The sequence below is a fragment of the Acetobacter sp. DmW_125128 genome, from assembly GCF_008704325.1.
In the GTDB taxonomy this organism is placed as follows: Bacteria; Pseudomonadota; Alphaproteobacteria; order Acetobacterales; family Acetobacteraceae; genus Acetobacter; species Acetobacter oryzifermentans.
The window spans coordinates 1-22,230 of record NZ_VHOP01000046.1 but is presented as its reverse complement, the minus strand read 5'-3'; the positions used below and the strand labels follow the sequence as shown (position 1 = coordinate 22,230).

The 22,230-nt window shown below is 50.4% G+C and carries 21 protein-coding genes and 1 pseudogene; 15 read left to right on the top strand and 7 right to left on the bottom strand.

Features of this window, described 5'->3' with window-relative positions; translation table 11 throughout:
• From FKW19_RS12745 to FKW19_RS12720, 6 genes and pseudogenes are all read left to right on the top strand, one after another.
• Positions 1-353 (top strand): integrase core domain-containing protein (locus FKW19_RS12745; protein ID WP_150150553.1); only part of this gene is annotated, 353 nt, incomplete at its 5' end.
• Positions 354-716: 363 nt separating this feature from the next.
• A complete protein-coding gene (locus tag FKW19_RS15815; RefSeq protein ID WP_338076440.1) occupies positions 717-1,022 on the top strand; it encodes a tyrosine-type recombinase/integrase in 306 nt (101 codons plus the stop codon).
• An 8-nt stretch (positions 1,023-1,030) separates the two neighbouring features.
• Entirely contained in the window at positions 1,031-1,369 is a 339-nt protein-coding gene (locus FKW19_RS12735; protein WP_193561098.1) for a type II toxin-antitoxin system Phd/YefM family antitoxin, read from the top strand.
• Positions 1,366-1,737, top strand: a pseudogene (locus tag FKW19_RS12730) (type II toxin-antitoxin system VapC family toxin); the annotation flags it as partial. The gene FKW19_RS12735 and the pseudogene FKW19_RS12730, both read left to right, overlap by 4 nt.
• Positions 1,738-2,558: 821 nt before the next feature.
• A complete protein-coding gene (locus FKW19_RS12725; RefSeq protein ID WP_089179442.1) occupies positions 2,559-4,070 on the top strand; it encodes an acetyl-CoA hydrolase/transferase family protein in 1,512 nt (503 codons plus the stop codon).
• An 18-nt stretch (positions 4,071-4,088) separates the two neighbouring features.
• A complete protein-coding gene (locus tag FKW19_RS12720) occupies positions 4,089-5,054 on the top strand; it encodes a GlxA family transcriptional regulator (RefSeq protein WP_089179441.1) in 966 nt (321 codons plus the stop codon).
• Positions 5,055-5,165: 111 nt separating this feature from the next.
• Here FKW19_RS12720 and FKW19_RS12715 read toward each other — a convergent pair whose 3' ends face one another.
• From FKW19_RS12715 to FKW19_RS12680, 7 genes are all read right to left on the bottom strand, one after another.
• Positions 5,166-5,684, bottom strand: coding sequence for an FMN-binding negative transcriptional regulator (locus tag FKW19_RS12715; RefSeq protein ID WP_116100255.1), 519 nt, complete (start codon positions 5,682-5,684; stop codon positions 5,166-5,168).
• Between the two features lie 183 nt (positions 5,685-5,867).
• Complete coding sequence (locus tag FKW19_RS12710; protein ID WP_089179440.1) at positions 5,868-6,599, bottom strand: hypothetical protein; 732 nt, start codon at positions 6,597-6,599, stop codon at positions 5,868-5,870.
• A gap of 736 nt (positions 6,600-7,335) precedes the next feature.
• Positions 7,336-8,253, bottom strand: coding sequence for an MBL fold metallo-hydrolase (locus tag FKW19_RS12705; protein WP_089179438.1), 918 nt, complete (start codon positions 8,251-8,253; stop codon positions 7,336-7,338).
• Between the two features lie 132 nt (positions 8,254-8,385).
• Positions 8,386-9,114, bottom strand: coding sequence for a LuxR family transcriptional regulator (locus tag FKW19_RS12700; protein ID WP_089179437.1), 729 nt, complete (start codon positions 9,112-9,114; stop codon positions 8,386-8,388).
• 980 nt (positions 9,115-10,094) lie between these two features.
• The gene (locus FKW19_RS16100; protein WP_193561099.1) at positions 10,095-10,196 is read right to left on the bottom strand and encodes a hypothetical protein; all 102 of its coding nucleotides are present in this window, start codon (positions 10,194-10,196) and stop codon (positions 10,095-10,097) included.
• Between the two features lie 65 nt (positions 10,197-10,261).
• The gene (locus FKW19_RS12685; protein ID WP_089179436.1) at positions 10,262-10,564 is read right to left on the bottom strand and encodes an AzlD family protein; all 303 of its coding nucleotides are present in this window, start codon (positions 10,562-10,564) and stop codon (positions 10,262-10,264) included.
• On the bottom strand, positions 10,561-11,277 hold the full coding sequence (locus FKW19_RS12680) for an AzlC family ABC transporter permease (RefSeq protein WP_089179435.1): 717 nt from the start codon (positions 11,275-11,277) through the stop codon (positions 10,561-10,563). The genes FKW19_RS12685 and FKW19_RS12680 overlap by 4 nt, the downstream gene beginning before the upstream one ends.
• A 75-nt stretch (positions 11,278-11,352) precedes the next feature.
• On the opposite strand from FKW19_RS12680, the gene FKW19_RS12675 reads away from it, so the two are divergent.
• The 9 genes from FKW19_RS12675 (at position 11,353) to FKW19_RS15975 (ending at position 22,165) form a co-directional block, all read left to right on the top strand.
• On the top strand, positions 11,353-11,859 hold the full coding sequence (locus tag FKW19_RS12675; RefSeq protein ID WP_089179434.1) for an Lrp/AsnC family transcriptional regulator: 507 nt from the start codon (positions 11,353-11,355) through the stop codon (positions 11,857-11,859).
• A 1,129-nt stretch (positions 11,860-12,988) separates the two neighbouring features.
• Positions 12,989-13,459 carry a hypothetical protein gene (locus FKW19_RS12660; RefSeq protein ID WP_089179433.1) on the top strand — a complete coding sequence of 157 codons (471 nt, stop codon included), beginning with the start codon at positions 12,989-12,991 and terminating at the stop codon, positions 13,457-13,459.
• An 18-nt stretch (positions 13,460-13,477) separates the two neighbouring features.
• Positions 13,478-14,713 (top strand): TolC family protein, encoded by a 1,236-nt coding sequence (locus FKW19_RS12655; RefSeq protein ID WP_089179432.1) that lies wholly within the window; start codon positions 13,478-13,480, stop codon positions 14,711-14,713.
• Positions 14,710-15,864 carry an efflux RND transporter periplasmic adaptor subunit gene (locus FKW19_RS12650; RefSeq protein WP_089179431.1) on the top strand — a complete coding sequence of 385 codons (1,155 nt, stop codon included), beginning with the start codon at positions 14,710-14,712 and terminating at the stop codon, positions 15,862-15,864. The genes FKW19_RS12655 and FKW19_RS12650 overlap by 4 nt, the downstream gene beginning before the upstream one ends.
• Complete coding sequence (locus FKW19_RS12645) at positions 15,864-18,938, top strand: efflux RND transporter permease subunit (protein WP_089179430.1); 3,075 nt, start codon at positions 15,864-15,866, stop codon at positions 18,936-18,938. The genes FKW19_RS12650 and FKW19_RS12645 overlap by 1 nt, the downstream gene beginning before the upstream one ends.
• Complete coding sequence (locus FKW19_RS12640) at positions 18,938-19,609, top strand: response regulator transcription factor (RefSeq protein WP_089179429.1); 672 nt, start codon at positions 18,938-18,940, stop codon at positions 19,607-19,609. The genes FKW19_RS12645 and FKW19_RS12640 overlap by 1 nt, the downstream gene beginning before the upstream one ends.
• A complete protein-coding gene (locus FKW19_RS12635) occupies positions 19,606-20,958 on the top strand; it encodes a HAMP domain-containing sensor histidine kinase (protein ID WP_089179428.1) in 1,353 nt (450 codons plus the stop codon). The genes FKW19_RS12640 and FKW19_RS12635 overlap by 4 nt, the downstream gene beginning before the upstream one ends.
• Positions 20,959-21,091: 133 nt before the next feature.
• Entirely contained in the window at positions 21,092-21,796 is a 705-nt protein-coding gene (locus tag FKW19_RS12630) for a VIT family protein (protein WP_089179953.1), read from the top strand.
• A 126-nt stretch (positions 21,797-21,922) separates the two neighbouring features.
• On the top strand, positions 21,923-22,165 hold the full coding sequence (locus FKW19_RS15975; protein WP_275068157.1) for a type II toxin-antitoxin system YhaV family toxin: 243 nt from the start codon (positions 21,923-21,925) through the stop codon (positions 22,163-22,165).
• Positions 22,166-22,230 lie beyond the last annotated feature (65 nt).

Genomic DNA, 22,230 nt, shown 5'->3' with positions numbered 1-22,230 from the left:
TGTGCCAGAGGCGGCCAGAGGGAAAAGTGACCCACCATTCCGACCGCGGCTGTCAATATGTGTCCATTCGCTACACGCAAAGACTGGCTGAAGCGGGCTTCGTTGCTTCTGTCAGAAGTATTGGGGATTCCTATGATAATGCCTTCGCAGAGACCATAAATGGTCTCTACAAAACCGAACTTATTTATCGGCAAGGACCATGGAAAAACAGGGACGCTGTTGAACTGGCAACGCTTAAATGGGTCGACTGGTTCAATAATCGCCGCATTCTGTCATCCATTGGAAACATCCCGCCAGCAGAAGCTGAGGTCCGCTTTTATGCGCAACAGAAATCACATGCATTAGCCTCTTAAATCAGATAAAAAATGTCTCCATAAAACCCGGGATAATTCAAAAACACGTTTTCTATCGCCTACACTGAAGGCGTCCGTGCCTTGGAATGCAGGAAAAATGGTTGGCGCCAAGCGGGCGCTAAAGAAAAACACGTCTGGGCTATTCGGTTCTGGCTGGAGAGAGAACAGTGTGTCAGAGACAAGGCTTTATTTGATCTTGCTCTCGATAGTAAGCTCAGAGGCTGCGATCTTGTCAGCCTTCGTATCGGCGACATCGTGACCAGCGGTCAGGTACGTCACTGAGCCATGATCGTCCAGCAGAAAACTGGGCGACCTGTACAGTTCGAAATTACAGAAACAGCCCGGGAAAGCGTGCGAACTTAGCTGGAACACCGAGGTGGCGGCCTGAATAAATATGTTTTTCCCAGTCGCCTAAGTCCCAAAGCTCATCTGAGCACAAGGCAACACGCCCGGCTTCTGGATCAATGGGTTCAGGCGGTGGGACTGATCCCCGGGGAATATGGAACTCATTTGCTCCGCCAGACTAAGGTTGCCATGATTTACAAACGAACCGGTAATATCCGAGCCGTGCAGATTCTGCTGGATCATTCAAAACTGGATAGTACGGTTCGATATCTTGGAGTGGACGTCAAAGACGCTCTGGCACTGTCGGAAACCACGGATCTCTGAAATCGAATATGTCTCAGGAATTCTCTACCTCCTCCTTGTATGTACATGTTACGATGACACACAAGGAGGAGACCATGAGCGAACATCTCTCAGATAATGCGCCAATCCCACAGAAAATTGGGGTTCGAGAGTTCCGCGGAAACCTGACAGCGTATCTGCGTCAGGTCAGACAGGGCAGCACGATCCTCGTGACATCTCATGATGAAGTTGTGGCTGAACTGCGGCCTCCGGCTGCTTCCTATCGCCCCCGTCGTCAGCCGGGAGCTCTTCGCGGGCGGATCAGAATGAGCGAAGATTTTGATCAGACACCGCCGGACATTCTTGAAAGTATGGACCGCGATCTGTGAAGGTTCTGCTCGATACGCATGCCTTGCTGTGGTGGCTCTCAGACTCCGACCGTCTGGGTGAGACTGCACGGGAAATCATCGCAGATCCGGCCCACGATATTCTGGTGAGTACCGTGTCTCTCTGGGAGATTGCGATCAAAATCCGTATCGGAAAGCTGGATGCGGATATGAATGATATTCTGGCAGCCATTCCTGCGGAAGGTTTTTCTCTGCTGGGAATACAGCCCGAGCACCTACAAATCCTGATGTCTTTGCCTCTGCATCATCGTGATCCGTTTGACCATCTCCTGATGGCGCAGGCGCAAGCTGAACACGCCACATTCCTTTCAGAAGGCGGACAAATGGATCATTACCCCATCAAGCGAATTACGCTGTTCGTGAAGCAGAAACTGCCGTCAGAACACGCTTTCGTGCCAGACATAGAGCGTACCGACTGGAACTCCTAAAAGCGGATGTTTACAGTGCTGGCTTCGGTAGTATTGTCCGATTACCAATCTTGTGAAGACCGGGTTTGCTGGAATCCTTCAGAATGTCAGATTGCCTGTGAACCACTCACGCCAGAGACTTATGTGATGTGGCTGCATCCGAAAGTAAGATCATGGGGCCGACAGGCCGTCACCGCACCGTTTGGCTTGTAGCCTCTTGTGTCTATTTATCATCATCTTCTGGTTTTCGACAAAGTTTGTTTGTCGAAATTCCTTAATTAAGTTAGTCAATACTCCGATATTTCAGCACGTTATTGATTCCCTTAATTAGACGAATATTCCTTATTAATGCGAAAAGTATCTTTAATTATGTTAAAAATTGCATCGATATTTTTGTAAGGGATCAGTTTGCTGACGCCTCCTGTCGGCCATACGCTACAATGAATTGAATTCTCAATAGCGGACATCGTGACTGAATGGAAACTCAGCAGTTTGTCAGAGCCTGTCCGAAGCTCAGAAACTTCCATGTGTCAAAGCGTCAATATTCATCAGGGGCAAAGCACTCCCGATCTCTTCTTCTGCATGCATGGCAGTGACGATAACTGGCAATTTAAAATCGATATTGCAGGGATCACACGCATGTGGAGAGAAATGTCCCAATCTGGTCCATGATATATCTTTGTTGGCCCATCATTCCCGTTGCTGTCTCCGCTGTCTTGTTCTCATCATGAATGACTTGAGAACCACTCCGATGAAAGCAGTCCATGGAAGACCGTATCCATAACAAGGCATTTCTTGATCGCATCATGACGGCTGAAGAGGCCGCAGCATTGATCCGGAATGGAGATGTCATCGCCACGAGTGGCTTTACCGGCGCAGGGTATCCCAAGGCGGTGCCAGATGCCCTCGCTCAGCGCATTGAAACGGCACATGCCTCTGGCGAACCTTTCACGGTGCGGCTCCTGACCGGAGCCTCGACCGGGCCGCAGCTTGATGGGGCTCTCGCGAGTGTCAACGGTGTGGCCTTCCGCTGTCCCTACAACGGCGACACAGCGATGCGGACGCGGATTAACGAGGGCAGTACACTCTATCTTGACATGCATCTGGGACAGGTGGCCCAAAAGGCGCGGCAGGGACAATTTGGCAGGCCAGATGTCGCGATTATCGAAGCGGTCGCCGTCACACCGGACGGACAGCTCATTCTCAGCTCTTCCGTCGGCAACAGCCCGACATGGGTGCAGATTGCGGACAAGATCATCATCGAGATCAATACCTGGCAGAACCCGGAACTTGCAGGAATCCACGACATATGGGGAGGCGTGAGGATGCCGCCGGACGGGCAGGTCATTCCCCTGATGCGTCCGGGTGACCGCATCGGAAGCAGCACACTTCCGATCAATCTTGACCGTCTTGCGGCTGTCGTGATCACGGACGAGCCGGACCGTAACGCGCCCTTTGCGGAGCCGGACACGACCGCGCGGGAGATTGCTGGGCATGTCATGGAGTTTTTCGAACATGAGGTGAGGCAGGGGCGACTTCCACCATCGCTGCTGCCGCTCCAGAGTGGTGTTGGAAATATTGCCAATGCCGTGCTGGAAGGTCTGAATACGAGCCGGTTTGAAAATCTGACCGGCTTTAGCGAGGTCATTCAGGACGGCATGCTGTCCATGCTGGAAAGCGGGCGCATGATAGTCGCTTCGGCTTCTTCCTTTTCCCTGAGTCCGGAAGCGGCGCAACGTATCAATGACAATGCCGCGTTCTTCCGCCAGAAGATCGTGTTGCGGCAGCAGGAAATCAGCAACAGCCCCGAACTGATCCGACGTCTTGGGATCATCGCCATGAATGGCATGATTGAGGCGGATATCTATGGCAACGTCAATTCCACCTGCGTCATGGGATCACGGATCCAAAATGGCATTGGTGGCTCGGGTGATTTTGCACGCAATGCGTCCCTGTCTCTCTTCGTCTCTCCATCAACCGCCAAGAATGGCAAAATATCCGCCTTTGTGCCGATGGTGCCCCATACCGACCATATCCTGCAGGACGTGCAGATCATTGTCTCCGAACAGGGGCTTGCGGACCTACGCGGGCTTGCTCCGGTTGAACGGGCGCGGGAGGTTATCAACAAATGCGCTCATCCGGATTTCCGGCCAGCTCTACAGGACTATTTCGAGCAGGCCCGTCAGCACAGCTTCGGCCAGCATATTCCTCATCATCTGCCGACAGCTCTTGCTTGGCATCAGCGTTACATGGAAACCGGAAGCATGATGGGCTGAACAAGAACCGGAAAAAGGATGACCGAACTTCTGATTGTCTTTGTGGTGAGCAATGGCGTCCAGTTGATGGATATAGCCGGGCCAGCCGATGTTTTCGCAGAAGCCAACACCCTTTATGGCAAACCGCTTTATCGGTCTGTCATTGTCGCGGAGAGGAAGGATATCCGGAGTTCCTGTGGTTTTAGACTGCGGGCCGATCTGCTGCTGGGTGATATCAGCACAAGATGCGTTGACACGATGCTGGTGGCGGGAGCACCTGACGCCGCCACAAGACCCTGTGATCCGGTTTTGACCGGCTGGCTGCGGCAGGAAGCCCCCCGCGCCCGTCGTTTTGGCTCAATCTGTGGAGGAGTCTTTCCGCTGGCGGAAACCGGTTTGCTGGATGGACAGACCATCGCCGCGCACTGGGCTGATGTAGACTGTGTCCGTCAGCGGTTTCCCACCGTTATCGTGGATGCGGATGCGATCATACGGGAAGAAGGCGCTCTGCGGACTGCTGCCGGTGTATCATCCGGACTTGATCTGGCGCTTTCGTTGGTGCGGGAAGATCTGGGTGAGCGGATTGCCCGTGATGTCGCACGGCAACTTGTGCTTTTCTACAAACGGCCTGGCGGCCAGTTGCAATATAGTCGGCAGAGAAAATTGTCTCCTGCCGGGCGGTCCGCATTACAGTCTCTACAACGCAGGATCATGCAGCAGCCAGATGCTGAATACAGCGTGAAAGCGATGGCGGAACTGGTGGAACTGGAACGTCGACAGCTGACGCGACTCTTCGCGCAAGAGACAGGGCTGTCACCCGCCCGATGGGTCGAGCAGACCCGCCTCGCCATCGCTCGCGGTCTGCTTGAAGACGGACGAAAACCGCCAAAAGTTGTGGCAGCTGCAGCAGGTTTCGGGTCTGTCAGGGTTCTGCGAAGGGTGTTCCAGAATCATCTGGGCGTGACCCCCGCTGAATACAGGAAGCGTTTTGGGCAACTATACTGAGTCTATTTGTGTCCTGGATCAGCTCCTTTGCAAGCAGGGTAGTACCGGAGCATTTGAATTTACCAACAGATTACCTCCCAAAAGGCAGGAAAGACGACCCGGCATGATGCGTCAGTCTTTAGTTACTGTTGCATCAACAACGGGGATCATATCGCCAACCGCACGATCAAGCGAATCAGTGCTTTCCGCTAACCCGCGAGCTACACCAGCACGATCTTCTGCCAAACGATTCTGGCTCATTTTGCGTTTGCCTACCAGGCGGGTGATTATCAGACGCAGACCTACGATACCTTTGAGCTGCCCTTGAATGAAGGCGTCCGTAATATGCCACGACGTTTTCTGCCTTGCTTCATGCTGGTCAGTCAGCCGTGTGATGACATCAAGCTGGCGGTTCGTATCACTGAAAAATTCCACAGGCCCAAAAACTTGAACGGCTTCATAATTCCATGTTGGGACGACCTTGTGATGCTCCTGTTTTGATGGATACCAGCCCGCACTGACATAGGCGTCTGCTCCCATGAAAATTGCCAAAGCGTCCCCCAGAACAGGTTTCTGCCACTGTGAATTAGGTCTGGCGAGATGCCCGAAAGAACGCCGAACTCCCCTTCGTCCGCGTCCAGAAAAATCCACTAATTAATGATAAAAACAGCAAGTGAAATTTAATATCTTATTTCTATAGCATGTATGTTGGCGATAGGGTGGAGAGGTATGTCCGTTTTCAGAATGAGACTATTCTGATTTCTACCCTTGTTCCATCGTCCTGGCGGAGATACTGGGCACGAGGGCTTTTACGGGAAAGAAAATGAGTAACCTTCAAGAGGCCGGATTATTCTTGTAATGATGCACGAGGGCGCACACGGCGTGATAAAATGTGTGATCGGGGTGCTTCTCGCTATATGCAATCAGAAAGTCGATATCGCGAGCGCGTCTTTCGGCAGCATTGCCAACTTGAATAAGTGGGGCCCCATCCTTTGTCCTCTTCTCGTTTATCGCCGTTATGAACCCCAGATACCAACTATAGTAGTTAAGTTTCAGCGCAAAAGCGGTGGGTACTATTCTTGTCGTTGAATCGTAGCTCGCCTCCTGAATACGAGTTAGGAAAACGTCGCATTTCGTGCTGCCGCCTCCATAAAGGATCGATCCAAGCCGGAGAAGGTTCTGTTGCTCTTTGAATGCAGGCAGGGTCTCGATCTCGCCGGAGATAAGCGTGCCTTCTTCGTCCAACTCGTAATATTCGCCGTTATCGCCGACGACATCCGCGTCGAGACGGGCCGCCAGTATTATCATCTTGCGGAGGAGAGGTTCATCGGGATATTTTGCAACAATCTGTCCATCGCAGCACCAGAGAGCGGAGTCGCTCTCCTTACCATTGGGATGGGCGATCCAGAGCGCCGTGTCGACACCGTAATCCGCAGCGTCCGCCGAAATGAAGAACTTGAGTTCTGGATCGCGTCTGATCACGTTGAACCACTCGTCGAGCGTGATCTTGGGACCGGGCTTTCTTGAAAAAAGCGGATTGCGCGTAATCTCGACATCATACCCCATAAATTAACCCTTCTAATAACGTCAGAGACCCCATGTGTGCTGGCTGCATCGTAAGGAGAGAACATGGGGGGCGGCAGATCGTCACTGCACCGTTTGGATTGTAGTCTCTTATGCCTATTTATCATTAATCAGTGGATTTTTATCATAACCTTTTGCATTTCTATCGCGACTAAGTGGTTTATTCGGCGACAAAAAACGGCAGTCAGCTGTAGATTATTATTATCTTCTGGTTTTCGATAAACCTTCCTTCTTCCGGGTGCCACCTACTTGCGATAAAAACGGATGTAGGTTTTGTGGCGCAAAACCGTTAATTATGGGTGTATACTGAAGTTGCTGGACTACTGTTTTCTGAGCGATTTCTATAGGCTTCAACTCAATCATCACCACTTCGACGTCCGCGATGTTGGCGATTTCCACCCGTCTGTTTCTGCATTGCTGAGCTGACAGGCTAAGGTGGGGGTGTATGTTTCGGAGCTTGCAAAGGTACTGTTGAATGACCGGGATAAGGTCGGCAACTGCCCATCTTCTTCGAGATCTTTGAGCAGACAGGCAGTTTAGACAGAAATCCAGCTATCAACAGTAAGATCAGAAAAGAAACCATTCCTACAGGCTTCTGCAACTATAGCTATACCCAGTGAATACAACTCAGAATGTTAGTTTAATCAACCTGACTTTCCAGCATAGAGACCGACGCGGACGATCTTCAGCGGCATGGCGTCCTACGAAGGCTCTATTATCACCACTCCCAAACGACGGGTTCCCAGACGTAACCAGCATATTCTTTTCGGATGTGGCCTATACCAGGGAATGGAAAATGAGGAACGTGGACGAGAGGAGCCTCAACACTTGTAATTTTTTCAAGAAGTCTCATACGGGTAACAATAGCTTCCACCGGATCATTGTCGACACCTAGTTCCCAATCCGGCCGAGCAAGTGTAACTACAAAATGATGTAGCGCGTCTGCAGTATATATGAGTTTTTTTCGATTTGACGTAATAATAAACGCCATCATGCCTGGGGTATGACCAAATGCACGAATGGCACGAATCCCGGGCATGATTTCCTGTTCACTATCAAAAAACGAGACACGATCCTCAATAGCCTTCAGATGACGTTGTGCACCGAGGATCGCGGCGCGTGCCATCTCATCACCAAAGGGGCTCGAAATTTTGACATTTGGGTCAGTCCAGAAATCCCACTCTTCTTTGCTGATCATATAGTGCGCGTTAGGAAAAACATGCTCGCCTGTCCGCGTTATCGTTCCAAAAATATGATCCGGGTGTGCATGGGAAACGAGCACGATATCTATTTCGGAAGCTTTTACTCCAGCATTGGCCAGATGTTTTACGAGAACACCCGTGCTTGGCCCTAAACTGTCACCGCATCCATTATCGATGAGAACCTTCTTCCCATTCCCTTCTATAAGTAACGTATTGATATGCGTGTATGCAGTGTCAGATGACAGAAATTTTTTTCGTAGAATGGTGTCAAATTCCTGACTGTTCGCCTTCGGCGCAAGTGCAGCCTGAGGATCATCAAATACGAGGAAGCCATCACTTACCGAAGTGACTGTAAAATTCCCCAAAGAGAAGCTGTAAAATCCTTGTCCCTGATGGAAACGGGACGCATACGGGCTCGAATTCGATGTGGACATGCTACGACTTTCATCTGAATTCTATATGTGATCCGAAAATCCGACGGTCTCATATAGTTAAAAAAATGCCTTCGCCGTTATCGTAGTGAGTTCCACATTTTTCCAAACGTGTAAGATCTGCCATATTGAAACTTAAAAAATCATGTGCAACGCTGTCGCTTTAGCGACCGCCTGAGTAATATTACTAGCATTCAGCACTGAACGGGCACTAACTAGATGCGCACGTACAGCCCGTTCTGTGATACCGATAATCATTGCTGTTTCTGAAGCAGTTTTTCCAAGAGATGCCCATTTCAGGCATTGCTTCTGCCGCGCCGTTAATGCCACTTCAGTTTGCGGAAAATGGCCGATGGCAAGGACATTTTCATGTAATTCACGCGCTAACTGAATAAATTGGGCCTGTAATGAAATGCAGATGGATTTCCATTGCTCTGGCCTTTCAAGGCTGGAAAAACAGACCATCGCTCGGTTTACGAGGGGACCTCTCAGTGGGACAACAAAACCGCTTCTAAAAATACCTCGCTCTGCGGCATGTAAACGCAATTCTCTCGATTTCGCATATGATGATGATATATCAGAGAATAATGCAGGTTTCAGAGAACCAAGACCATAGCTAATTACCGGATCAACATGGATATATTCCTGCTGATGATAATAATCTAGCCATTCTTTAGGCAACGTCGTTAGACAGAATGGAACATCAAGATCAACCGAAAGTATACATCCTGATACATATGTTATATCTGTGCCAATAGTATTTTTTAAATAATAAATTTTATTAATAAGATCATTTATAGAGAACGACTCATCACGCATGTTTTTATACTTATATTGTGAAAAATAATCCTGCAACTTTGCCATCTCATTTTTGATGCCAGATTTCACCTACTCTATACAGATACAGTCAGACTTCTAGATATGAACAACATCACCTATTCACAGATGGCAGCAGCTCAGACATTGTAGCATGAGATATATATAATGTCCGCTTCATGGGGCCGGTCTTAGTCAATTAAATGTCTGACATGAAGCAACAGCAGTCTGTCTGCTCTATCTCTGTAAACTAGACTGACGGCTCTGTGGAAGGGCGATGTGTCGGTTTTGTGCGGAACAATCGGTAAAACCGGACCCTCACAGGGACGACACTCGCGAAGCCTTGCTTCCCCATTTCGGTCGTTCAAATAACTCGCGAGACTTTCTGAAAGTCCAGATTTGCTAATGAATATTAGTCAAGCGTCAGGCAATTAATTCAATATTAAGTGTTCTAATCCCAATGTGGTCCACCGATTTGAGCAATTGGTGAGTGTATGGCTAAACCTGTCGATTAAATATGGAAGAAAAATATGGTCCCCGAAGAACCGCGCGCTGAACAGGACATTTTCGACGATCTCGCGGCGCTTTGCACTACCCCGGGCTTTGTCCACGCACTCTCATGGATGTCGCTGCGAGACAATTATGTGATGTCCGATGGTACGATGAACAGCGAGGTCCTCGTGAACTCCTATGTGTCCGAGCGAACAATACGGACCGAATTTTCGACGCTGCTTGGCCTTCTGATTCGCCAACCCATCGATTTGAAAGATCCGACGCCCGCTGAGATCCAGACGCTGCTCGACCAGGCACACACATTATTGCAAGAACTCCATCATCGGTTGGGACAACCGATGATGGACTCGTGTAGAGAACTCGTGAAATTCTCAAAGAAAGAAGCATCCCGCCGTCCTTTCCTATTCGCTCGCGCCGACGTGCTACGGGAGCTCATTTTTTATGGCGGCGAATCAGCATATAGCTTTCAGTATCGAGACATGGCGCTGGAACGTTACGCTGCGGACGAAGCATGGCTACGGACTAACAAAGGCTTCAGCATCGACGATGCTCAGGCTGTGGCCCGCGCCATCACGGATACCAGTCTTCAGAAGATGCCTGGCGATCGGCTGCCCCATAATACCCAGACCGATAAAGCCGACCCGTAATGTCTGCTCGTTTTGCTGCAAGAAATCTCTCCTGTTCAATGTGATAGAAAAAGGCGCAGGATCGCAGTGCTGCCGATACCAAGAGCCATGGTCGGCAGGAGAGAGAGCCGCGAGGCTGCGAAGATGGTAATGGTCAGACCAGCCAGATCGGAGACTTTCCCTGTTGCGAAAGCCGGGGCGATGACTGAAATCAGAACACAGCCGGGCAAGATGTCCATCAGCGCCATTGTCCGCGCAGACAACTGGCGTCCACTGAGAAGCAGATAGCCCCCGATCCGCGTAAAATAGGTGGTGACGGCCATACCTACGATGGTCAGAACGGTTGTTGTCTCCATCATCGTGCAGAGACCATTAACCACGCGGCGACAATGCCAGACAGGCTTCCTACAGGAACGTACCACGCACCGGGAATCAAGAGATAGGTCATGACGGCAACACCAAGGCTCACCAGCCAGGGTAGCGACATACGCGGCCCCTTCCACATTCCACGCAGCAGCACGAGAAAGACGGCAGGAAAGGCCATATCAAGCGCATAGCGTGTCGGGTCCTTGATCAGATGTCCGGTGAGTGCGCCGATCAGGGTAAAGCTCACCCACACCGTATAAAGTGGGAGGGCAACGCCCAGATAATAGCCGGGGCTCAGGAGATTGCGCCGCTGCCTCCGGGCTTCTGCCAGAGTCATGGCCCAGCTTTCGTCGCACATGAAGAAGAGCCAGGGCAGGACCTGTCGGCGCGAGAAGGCATGAAGATAAGGAGCAAAGGCTGCTCCCATCAGAAAATGCCGACTGTTGACCAGCAGGGTGACACACAGAATGAGCAGGGCGTGCGGTGGATCTGTCCAGATGGTCAGTGCGGCAAATTCGGATCCACCGCCAAAATTCAGGCCGGTCAGAAGAGGGACTTCACCTGCAGTCAGGCCTTTCTGAACGGCCTGATTTCCCAGCAGAAGCGCAAATGGCACGAACGCCACGACGATGGGAAGGGCGTCTTTCACTCCGCGGAACATGTCGTCCCGATTGAATGGGGGCACAGGGGCATCAGTCTGGATCATGAAGCCAATTATATGCTATTATGACTAAAATTTTGTTGCGAACTTTGCCTTCCGAAGCCACAGATTGAGCATAATATGCCAAATAATGATTTATCAGAAGCAGATAATGCCTACGCTCTGGATGGCATCGATCTTAAAATCCTTGCTGTGCTTCAGAAGAATGGGCGCCTGACCAATGTGGAACTTGCCCGGGAGGTCGGTCTTTCGCCCTCACCGTGTCTGCGCCGTGTGCGCATGCTCGAAGAAAACGGAACGATCCGACAATATGTGGCCATTCTCGATCCGGCGCGGCTTGGCCTTGCGATGAGCGTTTTTGTCCGCGTCTGGCTCAAGGGGCAGGATGAAGATACGGTTCAATGTTTTATCCGACATGTAAACGCACTCAGTCAGGTCGTTGAGTGCCACCTGATGGCGGGTGACTGCGACTTCCTGCTGCGGGTGGTCGCTGCCGATCTCACCGCCTACAGACGTTTTCAGGCCGAATATCTGGCTCGTATTCCGAGTGTCAGCAGCCTCAAGACAGACATTCCGATGCAGGCCGTCAAAGTGTCGTGGGAACTTCCTCTTGGCACGGGGCAGTAGATGCCTGATCGCTTTTTTTGAACGCAAGAAGTTTCGTTTTCCCCCATATGGTGGCGGCAGAGTTTTTTGCTCCGGCTCATGGTCACTCTGCAACAAGACCTGTAACGGCCTGTTATCATACCTGAAGTATTTCAGTTGAAATAAGTAATAATAACGTTTGTTGTTCGGGGAGATCGTCGTGTCGGTCACTGTCGGAAATCATTCAAGTGTTCAAGAAGATGAATTCTTCGTTCAAATGTCTGAAGGGCAGATTTTTGTAAAAACCTAGTCTCCCATATGTGCAGGAATACCAGATAAATCTGGATCTTCCATTCTTCTTCTGCATGAATCTCTAGGCTGCTGTGCCCTATGGAAAAATTTCCTGCGCAATTGGCATTTGTTACCAGTTGGAGAGTTATTGCTTATGACAGGCTAGGGTTCGGAAGTTCTGATCCTCATCTGGGTACGATCGACAGGTCTTTTATCTTTCAGGAGGGACATGAATTCTTGTCTATCTTTTGTGCTCGGGCAGGAATTACCCGTTTTGTTGCCTGTGGACATAGTGTCTGAGGAGGCATGGCCGTTACAGCGGCAGCCTGTTTGCCGCAAATATGCGAGGCTCTGATTACCTTGTCCACCTTGTCTTTTGTAGAAGAGCGAACCATCCAAGGTGCTGATGGCAGGCCTGTCGGATGAGACAGAGTAAATCATCGGTGATCGGGAATGCGACAGCAATAAAATCAGACAGTCTCTCGCAGACCGGTACATCACCGCCTGTATTCCACCAAAGAAAAATCTGATCGAAAGCATGTTCGCAAAACTGAAAAACTGGCGACGGATAGAAACACGATACGATCGCTGCGCTCATACATTTATGTCCGCAATCCACATTGTAGCAAGCTTCATCTTCTATCTTAAAGAATGAGTCCTAAACCTAGGGTTCGATGGATGCCGGCCAATGTTTCCATCGCCAGAGTCTGGACACTCGGAATATGAAGCAGAGCGATGTGATGAGAAATTTTCTTTCTCCGTAGAAAACATTGTCTGATGAGCATTCAGGTTCACGTCATCTTTGCGCGTTATAGAGGCAAAAGATGTCAGCGCCACAACGGCGTGCTGTGAATCGTGTTAGGAAGGCCAGATACAGGTTATGCAACGGGTGATACGTTATGGATTGTCAATTCTGATAACACTCAGCCTGTGTGGATGTGTCTCTTATACCGAAACAGAAAGTATATGTAAGGGAGCGGAAGAAGGTATTCTTCTGCATATAGATGGCTCATATGCGGGCTATCCACATTCTGTTTTACGGCAAGCAGTCTTGCAGAGTGTGGCCTGTCCTATAGAAAAAACAGAACTTCAGGCATTTCACGCTATTGCTGTGCCACCACCACATATGCGGGTGTCTATCAAGCGTCCGGTCGGGCAGGGGCGGTTGGGATCGCTTTCCGTCACATTATTTTCGCAAGGGCGTTTTGTGATTGGTGAACGCATGGCCCTGACGTCTTTTTCACGCACCCAATCACCCTCATCCATAAAAGGCGATATCAACCTGGCAACGATCAATTTATGGAATGATCTTTCTGTCCGGATTGCACACAACAAGCCGATTATTCCGTAGGAGGCTGCGTGTAACTTCATGCGTGAGATATTATTCCACAGTGTTGCGGTCTTTTCATTTAGTATATTTTCCGCAAATGCCCAGAAAATTCCAGAAAAAATAGATTATCATAGAGCCGTTAATATGGCTTGGGCGGTTGATCCTGTGCGTACGGAATTGCAGATTGGCCATCATTCTGCAAAGGCGCGCAGCAGTGCGGCAGGATCATGGTTTGCTGGCGGACCAACTCTGTCCGGTGAATATATGGATGACCATGCAATTGGGAGTAATGAAGGGTACACCACCTATCAGGGAGGGGTGTCCGTACCGCTTTGGTTACCAGGGCAGGGGAGCGCCACACGTCAGGTTGCAAGTGCTGAAGCTGCATCTCTGGATGAGCAGTTAAATGTTGAATACCTGTCGCTTTCCATAAGGATATTGGATGGGGCGGCCAAAGCACAGATTGCTCAGGAACGTTTAAAGGCGGCACATCAACTGTATGAGTATGCAAGCAGGATAAACAGTTTGGTTGCTCATTCTGCGCATGTAGGTGAATCTTCATCTTCGGAAAGCCAGATAGCACAGTCAGAAATGGAAAATGCCCGTAATGAACAGGCATTAGCGCAAGAATATCAGGAAAATGCTCAGGCTGAACTGGAAGTTTTATTTGCCCAGCCAGTTGAGGTTGATCTTTCTCATGGCGCAGATATGGCACATGTGCGGTTTGTGGAACCGCGTGATATGGAAGACAATGATCCGCGTGTAAAAGCCGCACACAAAAATGTTGAAGCTGCACAAGCTAATATGAAGCTTGCCCGCCGCTCTTTTATGCCCAACCCAGAACTGGGCATCGATGTGATTCATGAAAAACAGTATGGCAGCCCATGGGATGATCGGGTTGGTGTCAACTTTAGCATCCCACTACCAAGCGAGGCCCGGAATACACCGATTATGTCTGAGGCCAGCAACAGGCTTGCTTCTGCCAATAGTCAGGAAATACAGGCCCGGCGCATGGTGCATCTGGAAATATCCCGTGTGCGGGCTCGGCTGATGGCTGCCACAGCGGCCCGGCAGACTACACGTATAGCCGCCGCAAATATGCAAAAGCATGCAGCGGCAGAAGAGCATGCATGGCAGGTGGGAGAGGCAACACTCGAAACTGTCATGCAGGCAAAACAGGCGGCCTGCAATGCGCAATTTGCCAACGATCGAGCAGAGGTAGAGTGGCATGTCGCAACGCTGCGTATGATGATTGCCATGGGGATCACACCATGAAAGGGCGTATCCTTCTGTATTTCACTGTGTGTTTTTGTATGTCGTCTCTCGCCAATGCCGAAGATCAGATACTTCCTTCAGTTGTGACGCTGGATATGGCAGCAATAAAAAATGAAGGCATTACAGTGATCTTTTCTAAATCCGGCAAGGTTTCTCGCAATTTGCCAGTTATCAGCCGGGTTATGCCTGATACTACGCGGCTTGTGTATATTCACCCAGCCGGAAGCGGCAAAGTGCTGGATGTTTTGGTGCAACCAGGTGCTTCAGTCCGTAAAGGACAGGCCCTACTGCGCTATCAGGATCATTCCCTTCATGGTACACGGCTTCAAGCCATTCAGATGCGTGCCGCGTTAACCGCTGCCATTGCCAGTAGAAATGATGCTGTAGCTGCAGTGCAGCGCGCAAAACAACTGGTTGGTCGAACCCTTTCATTGGCAGAGCTGCGCCGCAGGCAGGATATTTTGGCGCAGGCGGATGCAACCATGCTGGCCCGGAAAGCAGATGTGGATACATTGGGTCATCGGTTTAACGAGGAGTTCAATTCATCCTCTGAACAAAGCAGCCGGAAACAGCAGGATGAGGTCTCAACCTTGATCTCTCCGGTTGATGGTATGGTGCAAACGCTAGACACATCTGTCGCTGCAGACTTAACGCCAACTACAAACGTGGCGAGCGTAGCGGATCTGTCTGACGTGTGGATTGTTTCGGACATTACGCCGGAACAAGCAGCACGTCTTCAGCCCGGTGGACTACAGACCACAGAGACCAACGATGGTGCCATCACATCCCGGATTGATACAGTGGATGGCATGGCCAACCCGCAAACAGGGTTGGTGCGTGTTATCAGCCGTGTTTCCAACCCAACTGGTGTGTTGGTTCCAGGCATGGTGCTGGATGCCAGCTTGACGGAGCGTGACAGTGTAACGGGAATTGTCGTGCCTTCAGATGCCCTTCAGAAAATTGATGTTCATAATGTCGTATTTGTGCAGATAGATAAAACGCATTACCGGCCTGTGATGGTGAATATAGCCTTGGATGATGGTAAGCATGCGGTTGTAAGCTCAGGCTTGAAAGAGGGTGAGGCAGTGGTTAGCCACGGCAGTTTTGCCCTGAAATCACTCATCGGGCTGGCCGGAATGGACGCAGACTGATGACCCGTAAATATTTGGATGTTTTGCTGCGGGCTCGTATGCTGGTGCTGGGTGGACTGGCTCTGATATTGGCGGCAGGTATTATGGCAGTACTAGAACTGCCTGTGGAAGCTGTGCCCGATATTTCACCAAAGCAGGTGCTTGTCTCTGTTGTGGCACCAGGCCTTGCAACCGAGGAAGTGGAAAAACTGATCACCTTTCCGGTTGAAGCCAGCATGACTGGTATTCCCGGTATGACGGATCTACGCTCTGTTTCCCGTGGCGGGGTCTCGGTTGTTTATGTGCAGTTTGCTGATGATACGGATATCAATCTTGACCGCACGCGGGTAAATGAGCGCATCCAGCAGGCGCGGGGCTCCATATCTGTTCCGGGTATTACTGTAAGCATGGGGCCACTTGCAACGGGCATGGGTGAAATCATGCAGTTCCAGATCAAGGGGGCGGGGCGCTCACTTATGGAACTCAACCGGATCATGAACTGGACGGTAGTACCGCAGATGCGGCTTGTGCCGGGCGTTGTGGACGTAAACGTCAATGGTGGTGCGGAAGAAACCTATGAGGTTGCGCTGGATCCTGCCCGGCTGATTGCCAGCAATCTTTCAGTGAGTGAGATTTATCACGCGGTGGATGCAAATAATGCGGCCTCAGGCGGTGGGTGGATCACCCATCATGCCGAGCAGCAGAGTGTGGTCGGGCGTGGGCTGGTACGCAGTCTTGCTGATTTTGGCAATATTGCCGTACGCGCCAATGCCGATGGATCTATTATACGTTTGCGTGATCTTGGGCGCATTACAATTGGAGCACGCACACGCCTTGGCGCTGTTACCCGTGATGGGCAGGGTGAAATTGTGATTGGTGTGGTGATGATGGAAAGTGGCGCAAGTTCTAATGCTACATTGGCCGCCATCAATCGTGCTTTGCCAAGCATAAGGCAATCCCTACCAACGGGTGTTACGCTGGAGCCCTATTACACCCGCGCCACATTAACCGGGCAAACAATTGCAACCGTGCGCGATAACCTGCTGATGGGTGCTGTGCTGGTGATAGTGGTGCTTGTGGTTGTGATTGGAAGCTGGCAGGCCTCTCTGGTGATTGCTTCCGTTATCCCAGTGGCTCTTGTCTGCGCCATGGCCGGTATGCGGTATTTTGGCATTTCAGCCAATCTGCTTAGCCTTGGCGCAATTGATTTTGGTATGATTGTTGACGGCTCATTGGTGGTTATTGAGCATATCCTTTCAAGGCGGGAGGAGGCGCCAGAAGCCGCGTTTATGCCCCTGGTTGTCTCATCCGTTCAGCAGGTCATGCGGCCTGTGGGTTTTGCCATACTGGTCATCATTATGGTCTATCTGCCTATTCTTACCCTGCAGGGCATTGAAGGGCATATGTTCCGGCCCATGGCGCAAACGGTTATCATGGCGCTTCTAGCTTCGCTGGCTTATTGCTTCATCTGTATTCCCGTCATTGCGGCTTTGACTCTGGCGCGTGTGCGGCCACAAGGAGATACATGGCTTATTGCTCGACTGCGCGCTCCATATACACATCTGACAGAGTGGGGAGACGCACATCCGTGGCTTCTATTTGGGGGTACGCTGGCCGTTCTGGTGTTATCGGCAGGTCTTGCAACACGTCTGGGTGGGGAGTTCATTCCCCAGCTTGATGAAGGGGCTTTGGCTGTTACCACCACACGTTTGCCCTCAGCATCTCTGGAGACAGTGCTTGCATCGGTGACAAGACAGGAACAGATTCTGAGGGGTTTTCCTGAAGTCAAAACGGTTGTCAGCAATACGGGCACATCCGCCATTCCCACAGACCCGATGGGTGTGAATGAGACTGATAGCTTTATTCTTCTCAACCCACCATCAACATGGAAAACCGCACGCACGCAGGCTGGGCTGGTGGCTGCAATGGATAAGACGCTGCGGCGAGAATTGCCAGATGCACTGTATTCCTGGAGTCAGCCGGTGCAGATGCGCATGGATGATCTGCTCTCTGGCGTAAGAACACAGATTGCAGTTTCGATTTTTGGTGGTGACCTGACAACACTCACCACTCTGGGGAACAAGGTTGTAGCTGCTATCTCAAGTGTAAAAGGTGCCGCAGATGTGGCAGCGGCGGGTGATGGCAGTGTGCCACTGGTTGTGGTGGACATTGATCGCGCACAGGTGGCCAGCCGCAACGTGGCAGTACAGGATATTCTGGATACGGTGGAAGCCATAGGCGGGCATATTGGTGCGCGACCTGTTATTGTTGGTAATGCCATTATCAGCACCCAGGTGCGCCTGAACGGTCGCCATGTGGCTTCAGCGGCAGCTATTGCTGCCTTGCCTGTCCGGCGTATGGATGGGCAGGGGAATGTCATGCTTTCACAAGTGGCGCATGTGCATGAAGTTGACGGTACACCACGTATCAGTCGTGATGGTGTGCGCCGCCGCATGGTTGTGCAGGCAAATGTGCGAGGGCGGGATCTTGCCTCCTTTGTTGCCGAAGCGCAGCAGTGTGTGGCGCATGATGTGCATCTGCCATCGGGTTATACCATGCAATGGGATGGGCAGTTTCGTAACCTACGCTCAGCCGTGCAACGTCTGGAAATTGTTCTGCCGATTGCCCTTAGCCTGATATTTGCATTGTTGGTTGTAACCTTTGGCGCAATCACGCCCGCACTCTTGGTTTTTATTAATCTGCCTGTGGCTGCAACCGGTGGCATTATTATGCTGACATTACGTGGAATGCCCTTTAGTATTTCAGCAGGTATTGGATTTATTGCCCTGTTTGGGGTGGCTATTCTGAATGGCGTTGTGCTGGTGAGCGAAATAGCCGCATTGCGCGCGCAAGGGATGGCCGTGGCGCAGGCAGCTTTTGCGGGCGCAAAAGCCCGCTTCAGGCCGGTTATGGCTACGGCGTTGGTGGCCAGCCTTGGCTTCTTTCCCATGGCGTTTTCTGAAAGTGCCGGGGCGGAAGTGGAAAGGCCTTTGGCTAGTGTGGTGATTGGCGGGCTGGTAACATCCACGCTGCTTACTCTGCTGGTGCTGCCATCCCTGTATGCTCGTGTCATGCGAGAGAAGGTTCAGAACTGATGCGTATCCTCATTGTGGAAGACGAGCACGATCTTGGGGCAGCCGTGCAAGAGCGTATGCGGCAGGATGGACATGCCGTGGACTGGTTCATGACACTGGAAGATGCACGCGCAGCCGTAGCAACTGTGGATTATGACTTCATGTTGCTGGATCTTGGGCTGCCAGATGGCAATGGGCGCGATCTTTTGCGCGAGATCCGCCGCACGTCCTTTGATACCGCCATTTTAATCACAACGGCAGAAGACCAGATCAGTGACAGGATTGCAGGTTTGTCCGATGGAGCAGATGATTACATTGTCAAACCTTATGACCTGAACGAACTTGTTGCGCGGATTGCAGCAGTCGCGCGCCGGTATGTCACGCCACGCAGGCAGGCCTGCTACCAGATAGGCGAGATTGTTATTGACCGGGAAAATGGTTCCGTGACGCGTAACGAGATGGAACTTGAGTTAACAGCACGGGAATGGGCAATCATGGAATTACTGTCACGCAGGCCCGGGCGCATTTATTCTCGCCAGCAGATTGATACAGCCCTGTATGCATTGGATCAGGATGTTGGCAGCAATACGGTCGAAGTTTTTATTAGCCGCCTACGTAAAAAAGTTGGCAATACGGCTATAAAAACCGTTCGTGGCCGGGGATACTGCCTACCCGATAGAGCAGATGCATGAAAAACTGGAGCCTTGCGACCCGGATTGTCAGTGGTGTTCTGTGTGTGGTCACGCTGAGTCTTCTTGCCCTTAGTGTCGCAGTTGCTGGTTTCACGCGTTACGAAATAACAGAACGTCTGGACAATTCCTTGCAGGAAGTATCCGAACGTTTGCAGGCTATCATCACCATACAGCCGCATAAAGCCCAGTCAGACAACGTGGCATGGGTGCCCGATGTGGGGCCACGAACACTTGCGTATCAGGTTGTTGATCAATCTGGCCATGTTGTTCTGCGTTCTCAAAATGCACCGGTTGAGCCTTTTGTGCCTGATATTCATACAGGTTTTGCTAATACGCCTTTGTTTAGGGTTTATATCGCAGCACCTACGGCCACGGCTTATCGTGTTTTGGTTGGAGAACCCACGTTGCATCGGCGAGGGGCCACATGGCGCGCAACTGCTATAGCCATTTTGCCGATACTGATTTTTTTGCCCGTAATTTGGGTGTTGGTACGCCTGATAGTACGTCGTGCTTTACGACCTTTAAAGCGTTTGCATGATGAAATGCAATCTCGTGGCAGTGGGAATTTAAGCCCTATTTCGTCACTTGATTTGCCGGTCGAACTGGTTTCCATCCAGCATGCCGTAAACACGCTTCTGTCCCGTCTTAAAACAGCACTTTCTACTGAACGCGCTTTTGCAGCTAGTGCAGCGCATGAATTGCGTAACCCACTTGGTGCCTTGCTTGCGCAGGTGCAGATGTTGGGGCGCATGTTGCCTGAAGGATCTTTGGCTAATAAACGGGTGGAAGTTATAGTTGATCGCACCTGTAGATTGGCCCGAACGGTTGAAAAACTTCTACAGTTTTCACGTGCCTCTTCTGGCGTTGCTTTTCGGCGAGATCGTTTTGATCTGCTGGCCGTATTATATGTGCTGGTTGATGATCTGGGGCATCTACCACGTGATGGCCGGAGTATTAATTTAAAAGCCAAGGGTATTGAACATATTTTTGTTTATGGAGATATGGACGCAACCGGTATTCTGTTGCGTAATCTGCTTGAAAATGCCCTCTTGCATGGCACTTCTGATATGCCAGTAAAGGTTGAGGTAAAACCTGAGGGCTGTATTGACGTTATTAATGATTGTCCTGCCTTGGCTCCGGACACATTGGCTCATCTGACAAGCCCATTTGTGCGTGGTGGCAGTTCCAGTAATGGAAGCGGCCTTGGTTTAGCAATTGCCAGTAATATTGCCAGACAGATGGATGCGCGCTTGCAATTACAATCACCTCTTACTGGTTCTGGGCAGGGATTAAGTGTTTCCCTGTGTTTCCCTAACCCAGAAATCATACTGCTGCCTGAAGAGAGCTGACAGTAATACGTTCAGGTTTGTGTCATGTTTGTGATGTATGATGTTCTGGATGAAATGATTTCTGTTGTGATTTCTCTTGTGAAAAGAAATGTTTTTCAGAAAATGTAGGCGATTGAAAATACATCAATCAAATATAGGAAATAATATCTTGAATAGCCAGAAAGAAACGTATGCAACATCCCGTTTGGGATGGCTGCGGGCTGCTGTGTTGGGCGCGAATGATGGTATTCTGTCAACATCCAGCCTTATTATGGGTGTTGCTAGTGCACATGCTAGTCGAGAAAATATTTTGCTGGCTGGAATATCAAGCCTGGTGGCCGGAGCCATGTCTATGGCTGCAGGAGAGTATGTTTCTGTCAGTTCACAGGCAGATGCAGAAAAAGCTGATCTTGCCCGTGAAAAGCAGGAGCTTGGTAGCAGTTGGGATACCGAAGTTGGCGAACTGGCTGATATATATTGCCAGCGCGGGCTGGATGGTGCTCTGGCGCACAAGGTTGCACAGCAGCTGATGCAACATGACGCATTGGGGGCACATGCCCGTGATGAATTGGGTATTTCTGATGCAACATCTGCACGACCAATACAAGCCGCCTGTGCATCGGCTGGAGCATTTTCGTCTGGCGCAATACTTCCAGTTTTGGCTGCATTACTCTCATCTTCATCTATTGTATCATGGGTTGTGTCCGCCGTCTCACTCATAAGCTTGGCATCACTTGGCGTTGTGGGGGCCTGTGCCGGTGGTGCTGCACCTTTGCGGCCTACCGTGCGCGTCATATTTTGGGGTATTGTTGCTATGGTGGGAACAGCTTTTGTTGGGAAAATGTTTGGTGGTCGGTAAAAAAATTATCGTTATTATATAATAAAATTTTGTTCATTGTATAAATTCATAATTAATTATCAACCGTATAATTTAGTTTTCATATTTAACAGGAGGATTTTTGCGTAAATTATCATCTTTGCTTGGGTGAACGATGAAAACAATTTGCGCACCTATGCTGCAAAGACCGATGCCTACAAAGTTTTCAAGAGGATGCTGGAGAACGGCAACCCATCTGATAGTTGGGCCGCGCTTTGTAAAGAAGCGTCCGATCAAGAGCAGTTGACCGGCTGGAAATTTCCTCGTCTTCAAATACGTGACGAATACTGTAGAGTGTTGCACTATTACTTGTTGTCATCTGTGTCAGAACTAGGGCCTGTTAGGACTTGATCCAGTCTGCTGCGGCAGCGATGTGGATGATGGCGAGGAACGACGTTGCTGTTTTCTCGTATCTG

What these genes read in the sequence shown, in the direction of transcription:
- FKW19_RS12735 (WP_193561098.1), top strand. Translation starts at nt 1,031, where the DNA reads ATGTCTCAGGAATTCTCTACCTCCTCCTTGTATGTACATGTTACGATG.
- FKW19_RS12725 (WP_089179442.1), top strand. Translation starts at nt 2,559, where the DNA reads ATGGAAGACCGTATCCATAACAAGGCATTTCTTGATCGCATCATGACG.
- FKW19_RS12720 (WP_089179441.1), top strand. Translation starts at nt 4,089, where the DNA reads ATGACCGAACTTCTGATTGTCTTTGTGGTGAGCAATGGCGTCCAGTTG.
- FKW19_RS12710 (WP_089179440.1), bottom strand. Translation starts at nt 6,599, where the DNA reads ATGGGGTATGATGTCGAGATTACGCGCAATCCGCTTTTTTCAAGAAAG.
- FKW19_RS12705 (WP_089179438.1), bottom strand. Translation starts at nt 8,253, where the DNA reads ATGTCCACATCGAATTCGAGCCCGTATGCGTCCCGTTTCCATCAGGGA.
- FKW19_RS12700 (WP_089179437.1), bottom strand. Translation starts at nt 9,114, where the DNA reads ATGGCAAAGTTGCAGGATTATTTTTCACAATATAAGTATAAAAACATG.
- FKW19_RS16100 (WP_193561099.1), bottom strand. Translation starts at nt 10,196, where the DNA reads ATGGGGCAGCCGATCGCCAGGCATCTTCTGAAGACTGGTATCCGTGAT.
- FKW19_RS12685 (WP_089179436.1), bottom strand. Translation starts at nt 10,564, where the DNA reads ATGATGGAGACAACAACCGTTCTGACCATCGTAGGTATGGCCGTCACC.
- FKW19_RS12680 (WP_089179435.1), bottom strand. Translation starts at nt 11,277, where the DNA reads ATGATCCAGACTGATGCCCCTGTGCCCCCATTCAATCGGGACGACATG.
- FKW19_RS12675 (WP_089179434.1), top strand. Translation starts at nt 11,353, where the DNA reads ATGCCAAATAATGATTTATCAGAAGCAGATAATGCCTACGCTCTGGAT.
- FKW19_RS12660 (WP_089179433.1), top strand. Translation starts at nt 12,989, where the DNA reads ATGCAACGGGTGATACGTTATGGATTGTCAATTCTGATAACACTCAGC.
- FKW19_RS12655 (WP_089179432.1), top strand. Translation starts at nt 13,478, where the DNA reads ATGCGTGAGATATTATTCCACAGTGTTGCGGTCTTTTCATTTAGTATA.
- FKW19_RS12650 (WP_089179431.1), top strand. Translation starts at nt 14,710, where the DNA reads ATGAAAGGGCGTATCCTTCTGTATTTCACTGTGTGTTTTTGTATGTCG.
- FKW19_RS12645 (WP_089179430.1), top strand. Translation starts at nt 15,864, where the DNA reads ATGACCCGTAAATATTTGGATGTTTTGCTGCGGGCTCGTATGCTGGTG.
- FKW19_RS12640 (WP_089179429.1), top strand. Translation starts at nt 18,938, where the DNA reads ATGCGTATCCTCATTGTGGAAGACGAGCACGATCTTGGGGCAGCCGTG.
- FKW19_RS12635 (WP_089179428.1), top strand. Translation starts at nt 19,606, where the DNA reads ATGAAAAACTGGAGCCTTGCGACCCGGATTGTCAGTGGTGTTCTGTGT.